Source organism: Rosistilla ulvae, from assembly GCF_007741475.1.
In the GTDB taxonomy this organism is placed as follows: domain Bacteria; phylum Planctomycetota; class Planctomycetia; order Pirellulales; family Pirellulaceae; genus Rosistilla; species Rosistilla ulvae.
Genome location: NZ_CP036261.1, coordinates 3,562,160 through 3,575,405 on the forward strand (window position 1 = coordinate 3,562,160; position 13,246 = coordinate 3,575,405).

Here is a 13,246-nt window from a genome sequence, read left to right on the forward strand (position 1 = left end):
AACCCGATCGCAAAGGGACAGAAAATCCCCGCAAATCTTCGCGTTGTTATTCGCCGTCCATTTGATTGCGAAGCCAAGCTCGGGCGTAGGTCCAGTTTCGCTTGACGGTCCGCGACGAAACGCCTAGCACGACGGCGGTTTCGTCGATCGTCATCCCCGTGAAATAACGCAGCTCGACCAACTTGGCCAACCGAGCATCGTGATCCTGCAGCTTGATCAATGCTTCGTTGAGAGCCAGCAGCGTCTCGTCGTCCTGAGGGCAAACCGCGGCGTCGTTCTCGCCAAGGTCCGCCCGCACCATCCCGCCACCACGTTTCTCCGCGTTCCGTCGGCGAGCGCTTTCGATAAGGATCCGCCGCATCGATTCTGCAGCGGCGGCAAAGAAGTGTTCCCGGCCATTCCATTTCTGCCGGTCGGTTCCGCCGACTAGCCGCATGAACGCTTCGTGGACCAGGGCTGTCGGTTGCAGCGTGTGCCCCGCCTTCTCGCGAGTCATCCGGCTGGCAGCCAAGCGACGCAGTTCCTGATAGACGATCGGCAACAACTGCTCCGCAGCCTGCTGATCCCCGTTGTCGATCGCTTCGAGAATGTTCGTGACGTCGCTGTTCATTCCTCCATCGTAACCGATCGCAAAAGATCGCCATACGTTGGCAGGGGCTGGAACGACGCGATTCCGCCGACGGTACCAAGCATTGTGCAAGTCGTACCGCATGTCCTGCCAGCGTGGGCGGGCCGAGGCAGCCGTAGCTGATGCTGCCCCCACAGCATGGAGGCAGCGGCAACAATTGATTCGCTATTTCAGCCAGTCGGGGACGGAATCATCGGCTCGCCATTTTTCGATCCGCCGATCCAAAGCGTCCCCTTTCCAGGTGTCGCTGCCGGCGGGGAGTTTGTCTTCCTTGGGAATCCAGCGGCGGTGCTGGTCGATGATCTCCGCGAAGCCTTCTTTTCCGATCAGGTTCGTCCGTTCGGCGGCATCGCTGAGATGATCGTAAAGTTCTTCGCTGCCGTCACGATAACGGATGTACCGCCAGTCGTCGCTGCGAACCGCGTAGTTCCCGTAATACCAATTGATGAGAACGGGGTTCTCTCGCGTTTGACTCGGATCGCGAATCAACGGCAGCAGGCTCTCTCCGTCCAACGCCGTCGCAGCGGGCAGTCCACAGACGTCGACAAGCGTCGGGTAGAGATCCAACAGACTGACCGCTTCGGCGGATTGTGTCGCAGGTTTCGAGACGCCGGGAACTTTGAAGGCCAGCGGCACACGAGTCGCCTCTTCCCATAGAGCTTGCTTTCGCCAGTGTTTCTTTTCGCCGAGATGTTGGCCGTGGTCGGACCACAACACAACGATCGTGTTGTCGGCATACGGGCTATTCGCCAACGCATCCAACACCTTGCCCGCTTGGGCGTCGACAAACGACACGCAGGCTAAATATCCGTAAACCAATTCGCGCCAATAGGTGTCGCTTAGGTTCACAACCGCGTGGTGATCTCCCGAACGCAGCGTCCCGAAGGCGATCGATTTGCCCATCATCGGGATGTCCGCCATCTCATCGTCGGGAACGTCCGGGACGACGATCTCGTCGAGATCGTACAGATCGAAGAACTCTTTGGGAGCCGTGTAGGGAACGTGGGGGCGAACAAACCCAACCGCCATGAAGAAGGGCTTGTCGTGCTTTTGCTGCAATTGGTCGACGGCCCACTCGGCGATCAGTTCGTCGTACATCTTCCCACCGGGCATGTCATCGCGATCCAAGGCTCCGTAGCAAAGGGAGTTACCGTCGGCATACTTCTTGCCGTAACGATCGATGATCTGGCTGCCGTTTTTTGGAAAGGGATAAAACTTCGTTCCGCCGTACCCCTCGCCGCGAGCTCGCAATTTCTTGGAGATCTTGTAGTTTGGGCCGGTGACGTTCCAAAAGTCATCGGTCCGCTCGCGGTAATCCGAGACGCCTTGATGAAACACCTTGCCGACCGCAAGCGTCTCATAGCCGTTGTCCTTAAAATGCTGCGGTAGCATCTTGTGTTGCCCCATCACCTGGTCGTAAGTCCGACGCATGGCCGCTGTGGAGCTATACCAACCGGTTGTACTGGGGTGCAGACCACTCAAAACCGAATTTCGTGAAGCTGTACAGACGGGCTGGGAACAATGCGCATTGGTGAACAGGATCCCCTGCTCGCATAACTTGTCCAGGTTGGGCGTCTTCGCTTGCACGTTGCCTCCCATCGCTCCGGTCCAATCGTTCAAATCATCGATCGATATGAACAACACGTTGGGCGGTGAGGCGGAGTCCGCTGCGGTTGCCACCGTGCTCGCGAGCGTTGAAAACAAAAGAGCAGCCAGAATCAGAACGATGCGCATCAGAAAAATCCTTGCGTGCAGACCCGCTGGGCGGGAAGATAAGTGGCAACAAAGAGGTCCTAACGTGGACTAGGGCACCGTAGTCTACAGCGTCCAGGCTTTCTGTGCACGCCCACGATCGGCACAGTGCAGGGCTATTTTGTGTTCAAACTGGATCGTCCTTGGAAATCGAAACGCGACGTGTCAGCAAGCGATCGGCACTCTCACTCGCTCACCCGTCGGGTTACAAAAAGTGTACAGACTCGAAGGCGTTCGCAGCGGCCGGCCGACGGTTGTTCGCCTCGTTCTGACAGCATCCGTGGTACGATGTCGTGCCCCAAATACGAGATTCACCGCACCGTTGCCGACCGCGACGGTGCCGCAGCATTCTGGAGTCACCCCAATGAACTATCTACTGACTTGTTGTGCCACGATCGCGTTGACGCTAGCGGTGTCGCCGGTTCACGCAGAAGTGGTCCCGACACCCAAAGGGATCGTCTTTGTGCTGGTCGATGACATCGGGTACGGCGATATCGACGTGCTGTATCCAAGCGATCTCGAGACGCCGAACATCGACTCACTGTACAAGGAGAGTCTTCGGCTGACCGATTTTCATGTCGGCAGCACCTGCGCCCCGTCACGTGCTTCGATCATGACCGGCCGCGCGATCAATGCCGGTGGTGTCTGGCATACGATCGCCGGACGCGAACTGCTGCGCGAGAACGAACAGACGATGGCCGAGGTCTTTCGAGCCAACGGCTGGGCGACGGCGATCTTCGGAAAGTGGCATCTCGGCGACGGCTATCCCTATTCGCCGCGGTTCCGCGGGTTTGACCTCGCGGTGGTCCATGGTGGTGGCGGCGTCGGCCAGGGGCCCGACTATTGGATGAACGACTACTACAGCGACGTCGACTTCGATGGCAATCCAACCGCGGCCGACGTCTATTGGGAGAACGGTCAGACGTTTGAAGCCGACAAATTTTGCACCGACCTTTGGTTCGATCGCTCAAAGGAATTCATCAAACAGTCGGTTGCTGACGGCAAGCCGTTCTTCTGCTACCTGCCGACCAACGCGGCCCACGGACCTTTCAACGCCCCTCATGGCTTCAAGAAAGGATTCGATGGCCTGATCGAAAACGTCGACGAAAATATGGGCCAACTGGACGAGTTCCTCGCCGCCGAAGGGATCCAGGACGACGTGCTGGTGATCTTCAGTACCGACAACGGAACCACGGGGCGGCGACTGGGCGGCCTGCGCGACCGCAAGGGGAGCCACTACGACGGAGGGCATAACGTGCCGTGCTTTTGGCGGTGGAAGAACGGCGGCATCGGCGGTTCGCCCGAAGCGGCTCACGATGTGGCGTCGTTGACCGCCGGAATGGATCTGTTGCCAACCTTCATGGATCTATGGGGATTGAAGCGTCCCGACGGTGGGCTGCCTCTGCACGGCATCAGCCTCAAGGAGATGCTGCTCGGCGACGACTACATGCCGCAACAACGGACGCTGATCATCGACACGCAGCGTGAAGCCGACCTGATGAAGTGGCGGCGGGCGTGCGTTTTGCGCGATGAAGTTCAGGACGGCAAGATCACGCACAAGTGGCGGCTCATCCAAAGCAAACCGACTTCGAAACAGGAGCTGTACGACTTCCTTGTCGACCGCGACACCAACGACAACATCATCGCGGGTCACGATTCCACTGTCGCTTCATTGGTGGAAAGCTACGACGCTTGGTGGGATGACATTTCCGCAGGGTGGGAAGCGTTCCCGCCGTTTGTCGTCGACGATCGTAGGGAACCGGAATTGACGCTGTATGCGCACAGTTGGATCGGCAAGTCGATGACGCCGTGGAACCAGAGTCACATCCTGCAAGGTGTCGTCGGAACAGGCACTCATTCGATCCGTTTTGATTCCGCCGGTCGCTACCAAATTGAGCTTCGCCGCTGGCCCCGCGAAGACGGCGGTGCGATCGCCGGTAAAAGCTCCACCGGGGCAGGAAAGGTGATTGCGGCAACAAAGGCTCGCGTCGCACTCGCAGGTGTTGGCGAAGCGACCAAAGCAATCAAGCCGCAAGATGATGCTGTTGTCTTCGAGATGGAGGTCCCAGCCGGAGAAGCGACTACGCTGACGACCGCGCTGTTGGACGGCGACGACAAGGTTCTCAACGGAGCCTTTTACGTTTACATAAGAAAGGCATCCGACGGTAGCGGCAAAGAGTAGCCAGTTCGATGTGACACTCGTTTAACCGCAATACAGTTCAACGAAACGTTGTGGACGAGGCTACGAGTCCTCTTGCATGCATCAGACCAAATCGCTGGGACTCGTAACCTCCTGTCGATTACCCACAAGTCATTGGTCTGGTCCGAAGGCTTGCCAGCAGAGGGCGAAGTCGAGCATTCGCCGCGTGCCTCGCCAGATCACTTCGGCTCCCGGCGGACCGTCGCCTTCGCGGTGATTGTAGCCGCCAAGGGTCGCAAGGACCGGGATGAATTGTGACAGCTCAGGAGCTTGCTTTGGGGGAGCCGTCTTTTTCACCACTTTCCAGACCGACTTCCATTCCGCTTCGCTGAAGACGACATCACAGGGAAGCTCTGGACACTCGCGGCCTAAGAAGGTCACAAACATGATCCGCCATGCGATCACTTTGTAAAACATCAACGCGCGGATCAGTCGGTCTCTCGCTTCGAGTTGAATCTCTTCGACCCGGCAGCCAGTTTTGAAAACTCGAAAGAATACTTCGATTGGCCAACGAGCCACATACAAATCCACAATCCGCAGCGTCTGGGAAATCGTGTCGACCGGCAGAGAACTCAGTAACAGCCAGTCGACTTCGGTTCCGTCGCCTGGGCCATCGATCTCGCTCACCCAAACGACACTGATCTCGACCGGCGGCATCGAAGACTGCTTGTTGTGTGGCGCACGAAGAGTCATCCGCTTCGCTCGAATTTCTAACTTCGCAGTGCGTGCTTCACGGCCGGGGTGTTGTTTGTTTCCTGATCCTTTGGTTCGCTCGGGCGTTTGGGGAAGCTGGACTTCGCGGTAAGCGACCGGCTGGGCGGATGCGATTTCGGCACGCATTTTCTTATAAGCCGCAGGCCCGCCATCGGGGTCTTTCTCCGGCAACGAGCGTTTTCGCTGCGAGCGAATGACGAACTGAGCCGGTGTTTCATGCTGATCGGCTTCGACGAAAATGTCGTAGATGTCTCCTTCGCGATCGGCCAGCGAAACGATCTGAGTTTCAGGACATTTTCCGGCGATCTCGCAGGCCTTGCGGTAACCATCGAGCCATCGTTGCCCTTCGCCGGTGTGTAGGGGTTGGCCTTCTCGCTTCTTGCTGGTGCCGAGCGCTTCTTTGTCGCGATCGTAGAACTTAACACCGACCACCCCGAGACAAAGTTTCTCCGGCGTGAAGGCGATGTGGGAATGATCGTAAAGTCCACGGCGGCCTAAGCGATCGAGATTGCGGACGCCTTCGGGCGGATGCGCGGTGTAGTCCAGTTCGGTGGTATCTTGTGCGATGCAAACGGTGTCTTGGGCTTTGATTCGTTGGAGTGTCTTTTCAGCGTGAGCCCCGAGAATGGCTTCGGGATCGACGTTGGGGTTATCCAATAGACGGTAGGCGGCTTTGGTTTCGTCCCAGCCACTGCAAGCTTCGTTGATACTGGCCGAAGGGTTGGCCGCCAGCGAGGCGAGCAACGCTTCGGCTCGATCGTTGAGACGTTTGTCTCCAAGTTGAATATCTTGAAATTCGTATGCGATACTGGTCGGTTGCATGCTTTCACCTTGAGATTTCATTGTGCAAAATGAAATACTACAAGCGCAAATACCGTGCCAAAACGAGCTATTTTTGCGGCGACTTGTGGGTAATCAACAGCTCGTAACCTCGTCCACTACACCACGCCGCTAATTCTTGCGACGGTGCGAGGCTCCTTCGTTGAACGGCATTGCGTTCAACCGCGTGGGCATCGCCCCGCGCGTCGGTCTCGCGGGACCGCAAAAAACGAAGATCGGCTAGCGGATTGATTTCGTGCTAACTGCTCCGTGTCTCCTCTCTGGCATCCGCGGCCGGTGATTCATCGACCACCGTGCCGCTCCATTTTGGGACCTGCTGACGATGAGCGGCCTGCCCAATCATGTGAGCAGCCACCGGTGCGGTCAGAAACAGGAACCCGATGATTAAGACCGCGACGGTAGCCGTCTCCATGTTCGCGAATCGCACGGCGGCGGCGAGAATGGTGCAACCAACACCTAGGGTCGCACACTTCGTGGCACCGTGCATTCGCGTGTAGAGATCGGGCATTCGCACGATCGCAATCGAAGCCAACAGCGCGAATCCGGTGCCGGTGATGAGCAGAAAGATCGTCAAAATGTCATTCATTGGCGAGGCCCTCGTTGCAAGTACCAGCAGAACCCGATCGTCCCGATGAAGTTGAACAGCGCTACAACCATGGCGACTCGCAGGAAAATCACTTCCCCGGTTTCCACTGCACTGACGGCGATGAGTCCGACCAGCAGTACCGCGACTAGATCGATTGCGACGACGCGATCGGGCAGGGACGGGCCCAGGATCAGCCGCAGGAACGCAAGGAACAGAGCGATTACCAGCACCACCATCGAAACCTGAGCGGTTAAATCGACCCAAGCTGTCGCTGCCAACACTGGGGTGGTGGCGGTTGCGAAGTTCACAAGACAGTCGAGCATCATCGCATCAACTCCAGTAGTCGTCGCTCAAAGCCGTTCTTGATGCTGTCGCGGACGCTGTCGGGGCTGTCGACGAACATCGCATGCACATACAGTGTGCTTCGGTCTTCGGACAAATTGAGACTCAACGTGCCCGGCGTCAGCGTAATCAAATTTGCCAGCAGAGTAATTTCCTGATCGGTCTTTGCGTCCAATGGAACAGCCACGATTCCCGGTCGCATGTAAAGCGGTGGTGTGATGACATCGTAGGCGACACGCAGATTGGACAGCACCAGTTGCCAGAAGAAGAAAACGACAAACCGTAAAGCGACTGGCAATCGTCGGAAATAGCCCGTCGGTCCCAGCAACGGTTTTGAAAACCAGAGGACCGCGTACCCGAGGAGAAAGCCGATCCCGAGGTTTGACAAAGAAATTTGTCCGCCCGCCAGTGCCCAGACCAGTGCCAGGAAGATGTTGGAAAAGAAGTAGATCATTGCGATGTCACTCCGCGAGGGCGTGGTCGAAGTTCATGCGGCTCAAGGCTCTGCTCAGCGGCGTTTGCGGCCTCTGCAACCGGGACAATCGGGCTCGGTTGGCTATCGGTCAGACGATGGTCGGGCAACACGGCTTCGATGTAGGCATCTTGGTCCAGCAGTTGTTTGGCGGTGGCGATGGAAACATCCATCACCGGTCCGGCAAGTACACCGATTACGATGGTGATCGTTGCGAGCAGGACTATCGGACCGAACAAGCTTAAACGCTCAGATGTTGTGTAAGAGACGCCGTGCGCGGTGGTCGGTTGATCGTCGGGGGCCGGTTTCCAAAAGACTTCGGCCCAGATTTTCGTCATCGAGAACAGGGTCAGTAGACTCACCACAAGTGCCACCGCAACGATGGCGTATCCTTTCGCTTCAAGTCCGCCTTGAATTAATGTTAGTTTCGCGAAGAAGCCTGAAAGCGGCGGCACTCCCGCCAGCGACATGGCTGACAGAAAGAACAATGTCGCCAGTATCGGCGCGGAACGATACAGGCCGCCGACATCTTTCAGTTGCCCGCTCCCGAACCGCCGTTCGACGATACCGCCGATCAGAAACAAATTTGTTTTCACGACGATGTGATGGATGATATAGAAAATGGAACCGGCTAGCGCCAGCGGCGTGAACAACGCCAGCCCCATCAACATGTACCCGATCTGACTCACGATATGAAACGATAGGATGCGGCGAATCTCGCTCTGCGCCATCGCTCCCAGCACACCCGTCACCATCGTCAGGCCGGCGATCAGCAACAGCAGGTCGTGAGTGAATTCCAGATCGGTGACGAACAACAGCGTAAACGCGCGAATCAGCGAATAGACGCCGACCTTCGTCAGTAGCCCCGCGAAGATAGCGGAGACGGCGACCGGCGGAGTGTGGTACGAGGCGGGCAGCCAAAAGAAGAGTGGGAAGACGGCGGCTTTGGTTCCAAACGCGATCAGAAACAGCATCGCCAACACGGACACAATCCCTTCATCAGGAAAGCTGCGTAGTTTCAGTGCGAGGTCGGCCATGTTCAGCGTTCCGGTCGCTGCGTAGATCACTCCAATTGCCGCTAGAAACACCGCAGAAGAGATCAGATTCAACGTCACATACTTGATTGCACCTTCGAGTTGCCCTCGTTCCCCACCGAGTGTAAGCAGCACAAACGACGCGATCAGCATGACTTCAAACCACACATATAGATTAAACAGATCGCCAGTCAGGAACGCTCCGCATACACCCATCAGCAATAATTGCATCAGCGGATAGAATCCATAACTCACGCGACTCTCATCGATCGACACCAGCGAATAGACCGACACCGCAACCCCCATCAGCCCCGCCAGCATCACCATGATCGAACTCAAACGATCCGCGACCAGCGTGATGCCGAAAGGCGCGGGCCAATTTCCGACTTGCAATACGATGAATTCATTGCGGTCAACAAACCACAACAGGACAGCGGCGGCGACGGTTAACAACGCAGAACCGATCAAACCGATGACTCTCTGAGTAGCGATCGACTTCCACGCAAACAACAGTACCGCCATCGTGGCGAGTGGTAGAGCGATCGGTGCGATTACGGCAACCTGAGCATTCATGTGTCGGTCGCCTTGAGTTGGTCTAGATCATCGGTTTCTAACGTTTGATAGGTTCGATAAACGAGAACCAACGTGAACGCCAGCACTGCGAAACTGATCACGATGGCCGTCAGGATCAACGCTTGAGGCAGTGGGTCGGCGACCTCCGACAGCGGTTGCATTTCTCCAGCAGGAACCACCGGAGCGCGGCCACGCACGACACCACCCGCAGTGAATATCAGCAGGTTGGCCGCGTGGCTCAGCAAGCCAAGCCCAATCACCAGCTTTACGACGCTGCGACGCATCATCATATAGATCCCTGCGGCATACAAACCACCGACGGTGATCGCCAAGACAATATCCATGAGGCCTATTCTTCGAGGAGTGAAAAAACGAAAACGAGGGTGACACCGGTGACTACGCAGAAGACACCGAGGTCGAACAGCAGCGGCGTACCGAGATGGATTTTCCCGAATCCCGTCGTTGTGATCGTGGTCCACATACCGGTGAGAAAAGGACGGCCCAAAAACAGTGGCAGCAATCCACTACTGAGCGACATCAACAATCCCGAACCGATCAATACGCGGTGCGGGACGCGCACCACTTGTCGAGCGGCGGCGGCACTGTGAGTGATCGCGTACAACACGATCGCTCCGCTGGCCATCAGGCCCCCCACAAAACCGCCTCCCGGTTCGTTGTGTCCGCGCAAGAACAGAAACACCGACGACAGCAGAATCAGTGGCATCAGGAATCGAATTGCCGTTTTCAGAATCACCGAATCCATGCTTCAATCCTCCGACTGTGTTGAAGTCAGACAGGAACCGTTCGCCGCATTGTTGGTGTCGCCGCCGGGGGCAATTCGTTTTGCTGGTCGCAGCATCAACAACGAATAGACGCCAATCGCCGCGATCGAGAGAACCGTGATCTCCCCCAACGTGTCCAAGGCTCGGAAGTCGACAAGGATTACGTTGACTACGTTGCGGCCATGGGCTTCGCTAACGCTGTTCGTCGTGTAGTAGTCGGATATCGGATGGTCGGTGCGAACTGTCATCGCGAACAGCAATAACACGGTGATCGTCGCCCCCGCAACAACGGCTATCACGGCGTCGCGGGCACGCGTGCCTGCGGACGTCAAACGACGAAAGTCTGGCAGTCGAGAAAACGCCATCACGAACAGGATGACCGTCAGGGTTTCGATGACAAACTGCGTCATCGCCAGGTCCGGCGCCCCAAACAAGACGAAGATGCCTGCGACCGAGTATCCGACAACTCCAAGTGATCCCACCGCCAGCAACCATGTTTTCGCGCGAACCGCCACGACGGCGGCCAACAGAATCAAACCCGCCAACAGTAGCTCGTGGATTCGAAAGTCCAGTGGCATCGGCTTCAGGTGCGATCGCACTTCGCCTTCCAACGCCATCCACACGCTCAATACCGTGACTCCGACCATCGTGAGCAAATAGAATCGCAAGTAACCGTTTTGCAGAATCGCAGTCTGCCCGCGCGCTAACAGGTTGATCGATTTCAGCAGCCAGCCGTACACCCACGACGGTCCATATTGGATGAAGCGATCGGCCGATTTGAAGACGCCCCCCAGCCGATGCCGTTGGGTAAATAACGTCAACCCACCCGCTAAGGTCAGAAGCGACAACAGCAAGGTCACGTTGACACCGTGCCACAACGCCAATTTCACCGGCACAACGCTTCCCGCAATTGCACTACTTCCGGCGGTCAGCAATCCGCTGAACTGCGTCGACATCAATCCAAATAACAATCCCGTCGTGCCCAGTGCAACAGGCGGCCCCCACATCGCCAGACTTCCTTCGTGCGCTGCTTGCGTCGCGGCGGTTCGAGTGCCGAAAAACGGCTTGATGCAAACCAGTCCCACGGCCGCCACCAATCCAATGTTGGAGAGGACCGACGCAGCCAGGAAACCGATGCTGGCCACATCTCCTCCGACCGCTTCGTACCATGTCTCCTTTGCGATGAATCCAAACGTCGGCAAGACTCCTGCCATCGAAATACCGCCAAGCAACGCCGCAGCAAACGTGGCCGGCATTGCTAGCCGCAATCCGCCAAGCTCACGGACATCGCGCTGATGAATTGCGTGGTCGATAGCTCCGGCCACCATAAACAATCCGCCTTTATAGAAAGCATGAGCGACCAATACCACCAAGGCGGCGGTCAACGTGGCTTCGGTTCCAATGCCCAGCAGCATCGTCAGCGTTCCCAACACACTGATCGTGGCGTAGGCCAGAATCTGTTTGAGATCCGTCGCCCGCAACGCCAGCACCGCGCCAAGGATCATTGTGATCGTGCCAACTGGAGCGATCATCCAGAACCACTCCGCTGTTCCTCCCAAAATTGGGTGCAGCCGTGCGACGAGATAAATGCCCGCTTTGACCATCGTGGCGGAATGCAAATACGCGCTGATCGGCGTGGGAGCTGCCATTGCGTTTGGCAGCCAGAAGTGAAACGGAAATTGCGCCGACTTGGTGAACGCTCCGACCAGAATCATGATCAGGATCGGAACATAAAAAGCGTGCTGACGGATTTGTTCGCTGTTCTCAAGCAGCGTGGAAATCTCGAACGAGTCTCCCACGCCTCCCAGTAGTATCAGCCCCGGCAACAGCACCAATCCGCCACCGCCCGTCACAAGCAACGCCTGCAACGCGGAAGCACGCGATTCGGTACGGTCGCTGTTAAAACCGATCAAAAGGTACGACGTGATGCTGGTTAATTCCCAAAAGACGAACAGCGTCAGCAGGTTATCAGCCAACACAAGTCCCAGCATGGCTGCCATGAACAGCAGCAAGAACATCCACAACCGACCGAGCCGATCGTCGCCTTTTAAGTAGCCCCCGGCATACACCAGAACTAACGCTCCGATGCCGGTTATCAGCAGCCCGAATATTAAACTCAGTCCATCCAGCCGTAGCGATAACGCCAGATTGAGTGCCGGAACCCATTCAAAATACAACGACAGATTCTGCTGGTTCAGGACCAACGGCCACTGGTCCAACAAGCACGCAAATACTCCGGCGGGAAATAGAGCGAGCCCCCAACCGCCGCGTGAACCAACGAAGCGATTCACTCCACCAGCCAGAAACGCCGCAAGCAGGATAACCAATAACCACAGAAGCATTTACGTTCCCGAACGAACCTTAAACGAAGAACAACATGTCCGTGATTTAGACATCCAACACCTTGTCGAGTTTTCTCATCTGCCGGCGTAACCGGCGGTTTAGCAAAGGGAGTCTGTTTAGCAATTTGCGTGCCATCGATTGAATCGGTCAGCCGATGCAATTTGAGATGCTTAACCGCGGTTCACAAGCGGCCATGTCACCCATCTGACATGGCCATTGTGGTGCGCATGGGCCAGAGCGTGTCGTGCTGTGCGTGCGTCATCATCAGTCACAATGGACCATCAACATGCAAATCGCCAAGAATGCCAGCGGATCCGATCCGATGGCATGTGACCTAATCAATACGGCATCGGAGTGGTTGATTGAGCAGACTGAAATCAATTCTGTTGTCAATCAACGCGAACTCAATCTGGGGGTGGCGGGAACAGCGAAAAGCACGGCATAGAGGTAAAGCCTGCCGAGTTCCGCTGTCGTAAAACTCAGCGGTTCACCCTACCCGCGCTGTCTATCGAATTCAACCCGGTTCGCAACGCAATTCGCTGAAATCGGCGAGGTCTGCGTTGAAGCATTTTTTCGCGGTTTTCCGGCCATGTCGTAACGCCATCTTCAGAGTGGCGGTTGCAAGTTCATTGTCGCGCCACAGGTTAGCGGTCCAGTTTGTCATGCTGTGGCGTGCTGCTTTGTATAACAACAGGTGGGACACGAACTGCCTTGGCGATGCCGAACGGTTTTCGAATGTCGGCTCTGGTTCGCCAACGGTTTGTCGATGCTCATAGAAGACGAAACGTGGCAGGATTGATTGTTCTTGGTTTGGGCACCGGTTCGTGTAAAACATGCTCGGCTCTTTAGCCGCCACATCGTAGGCATAGTCTCTGGAGTCGAGGCTTCAGCCGATTGATGTGTTAGTGCGTTCGCCTGAGGGCTCCACTCCAGCACAATCTTCGTTCGGCAAAACTCTTCCTAACACGGAAGTTCTGGAA

At 56.5% G+C, this 13,246-nt stretch carries 13 protein-coding genes; 2 read left to right on the forward strand and 11 right to left on the reverse strand.

Translation table 11 applies throughout. From position 1 onward, the window contains the following. Positions 1-46: 46 nt before the first annotated feature. Together EC9_RS12625 and EC9_RS12630 are read right to left on the reverse strand one after the other, a co-directional pair. Positions 47-610, reverse strand: coding sequence for an ECF-type sigma factor (locus EC9_RS12625; RefSeq protein ID WP_145345677.1), 564 nt, complete (start codon positions 608-610; stop codon positions 47-49). Between the two features lie 183 nt (positions 611-793). Then, entirely contained in the window at positions 794-2,362 is a 1,569-nt protein-coding gene (locus EC9_RS12630; protein ID WP_145345679.1) for a sulfatase, read from the reverse strand. Positions 2,363-2,744: 382 nt separating this feature from the next. Between EC9_RS12630 and EC9_RS12635 the strand changes: the two genes are divergently transcribed. Further along, positions 2,745-4,562, forward strand: coding sequence for a sulfatase-like hydrolase/transferase (locus EC9_RS12635; protein WP_145345681.1), 1,818 nt, complete (start codon positions 2,745-2,747; stop codon positions 4,560-4,562). 129 nt (positions 4,563-4,691) lie between these two features. Here the strand turns inward: EC9_RS12635 and EC9_RS12640 are convergent, their stop codons facing one another. The 8 genes from EC9_RS12640 to EC9_RS12675 all read right to left on the reverse strand — a co-directional run bounded on the left by EC9_RS12640 (position 4,692) and on the right by EC9_RS12675 (position 12,265). Then, positions 4,692-6,137, reverse strand: a complete 1,446-nt coding sequence (locus tag EC9_RS12640) for an IS4 family transposase (RefSeq protein ID WP_145345683.1) — start codon at positions 6,135-6,137, stop codon at positions 4,692-4,694. A 235-nt stretch (positions 6,138-6,372) separates the two neighbouring features. Continuing rightward, positions 6,373-6,720, reverse strand: a complete 348-nt coding sequence (mnhG, locus tag EC9_RS12645) for a monovalent cation/H(+) antiporter subunit G (RefSeq protein WP_145345684.1) — start codon at positions 6,718-6,720, stop codon at positions 6,373-6,375. Next, entirely contained in the window at positions 6,717-7,046 is a 330-nt protein-coding gene (locus tag EC9_RS12650; RefSeq protein ID WP_218934772.1) for a monovalent cation/H+ antiporter complex subunit F, read from the reverse strand. The genes mnhG and EC9_RS12650 overlap by 4 nt, the downstream gene beginning before the upstream one ends. Then, positions 7,043-7,516 carry a Na+/H+ antiporter subunit E gene (locus EC9_RS12655; RefSeq protein ID WP_145345686.1) on the reverse strand — a complete coding sequence of 158 codons (474 nt, stop codon included), beginning with the start codon at positions 7,514-7,516 and terminating at the stop codon, positions 7,043-7,045. Before EC9_RS12655 ends, EC9_RS12650 begins: the two co-directional genes overlap by 4 nt. Next, positions 7,513-9,141: a Na+/H+ antiporter subunit D gene (locus tag EC9_RS12660; RefSeq protein ID WP_145345688.1), complete on the reverse strand. Its 1,629-nt coding sequence runs from the start codon at positions 9,139-9,141 to the stop codon at positions 7,513-7,515. Before EC9_RS12660 ends, EC9_RS12655 begins: the two co-directional genes overlap by 4 nt. Next, positions 9,138-9,485, reverse strand: a complete 348-nt coding sequence (locus tag EC9_RS12665) for a Na+/H+ antiporter subunit C (RefSeq protein ID WP_145121364.1) — start codon at positions 9,483-9,485, stop codon at positions 9,138-9,140. The genes EC9_RS12660 and EC9_RS12665 overlap by 4 nt, the downstream gene beginning before the upstream one ends. 5 nt (positions 9,486-9,490) lie before the next feature. Continuing rightward, on the reverse strand, positions 9,491-9,904 hold the full coding sequence (locus EC9_RS12670; RefSeq protein WP_145345690.1) for a Na+/H+ antiporter subunit B: 414 nt from the start codon (positions 9,902-9,904) through the stop codon (positions 9,491-9,493). Between the two features lie 3 nt (positions 9,905-9,907). Beyond that, complete coding sequence (locus EC9_RS12675; protein WP_145345692.1) at positions 9,908-12,265, reverse strand: putative monovalent cation/H+ antiporter subunit A; 2,358 nt, start codon at positions 12,263-12,265, stop codon at positions 9,908-9,910. 287 nt (positions 12,266-12,552) lie between these two features. Here EC9_RS12675 and EC9_RS26505 point away from each other — a divergent pair, with 287 nt between their 5' ends. Further along, complete coding sequence (locus tag EC9_RS26505) at positions 12,553-12,711, forward strand: hypothetical protein (protein ID WP_218934773.1); 159 nt, start codon at positions 12,553-12,555, stop codon at positions 12,709-12,711. Between the two features lie 69 nt (positions 12,712-12,780). Here the strand turns inward: EC9_RS26505 and EC9_RS12680 are convergent, their stop codons facing one another. After that, entirely contained in the window at positions 12,781-13,101 is a 321-nt protein-coding gene (locus EC9_RS12680) for a hypothetical protein (RefSeq protein WP_145345694.1), read from the reverse strand. Between the last annotated feature and the right edge of the window lie 145 nt (positions 13,102-13,246).

What these genes read in the sequence shown, in the direction of transcription:
- EC9_RS12635 (WP_145345681.1), top strand. Translation starts at nt 2,745, where the DNA reads ATGAACTATCTACTGACTTGTTGTGCCACGATCGCGTTGACGCTAGCG.
- EC9_RS12670 (WP_145345690.1), bottom strand. Translation starts at nt 9,904, where the DNA reads ATGGATTCGGTGATTCTGAAAACGGCAATTCGATTCCTGATGCCACTG.
- EC9_RS12630 (WP_145345679.1), bottom strand. Translation starts at nt 2,362, where the DNA reads ATGCGCATCGTTCTGATTCTGGCTGCTCTTTTGTTTTCAACGCTCGCG.
- EC9_RS12660 (WP_145345688.1), bottom strand. Translation starts at nt 9,141, where the DNA reads ATGAATGCTCAGGTTGCCGTAATCGCACCGATCGCTCTACCACTCGCC.
- EC9_RS12650 (WP_218934772.1), bottom strand. Translation starts at nt 7,046, where the DNA reads ATGATGCTCGACTGTCTTGTGAACTTCGCAACCGCCACCACCCCAGTG.
- EC9_RS12625 (WP_145345677.1), bottom strand. Translation starts at nt 610, where the DNA reads ATGAACAGCGACGTCACGAACATTCTCGAAGCGATCGACAACGGGGAT.
- EC9_RS12665 (WP_145121364.1), bottom strand. Translation starts at nt 9,485, where the DNA reads ATGGATATTGTCTTGGCGATCACCGTCGGTGGTTTGTATGCCGCAGGG.
- EC9_RS12675 (WP_145345692.1), bottom strand. Translation starts at nt 12,265, where the DNA reads ATGCTTCTGTGGTTATTGGTTATCCTGCTTGCGGCGTTTCTGGCTGGT.
- EC9_RS12640 (WP_145345683.1), bottom strand. Translation starts at nt 6,137, where the DNA reads ATGAAATCTCAAGGTGAAAGCATGCAACCGACCAGTATCGCATACGAA.
- EC9_RS12655 (WP_145345686.1), bottom strand. Translation starts at nt 7,516, where the DNA reads ATGATCTACTTCTTTTCCAACATCTTCCTGGCACTGGTCTGGGCACTG.
- mnhG (WP_145345684.1), bottom strand. Translation starts at nt 6,720, where the DNA reads ATGAATGACATTTTGACGATCTTTCTGCTCATCACCGGCACCGGATTC.
- EC9_RS26505 (WP_218934773.1), top strand. Translation starts at nt 12,553, where the DNA reads ATGCAAATCGCCAAGAATGCCAGCGGATCCGATCCGATGGCATGTGAC.
- EC9_RS12680 (WP_145345694.1), bottom strand. Translation starts at nt 13,101, where the DNA reads ATGTTTTACACGAACCGGTGCCCAAACCAAGAACAATCAATCCTGCCA.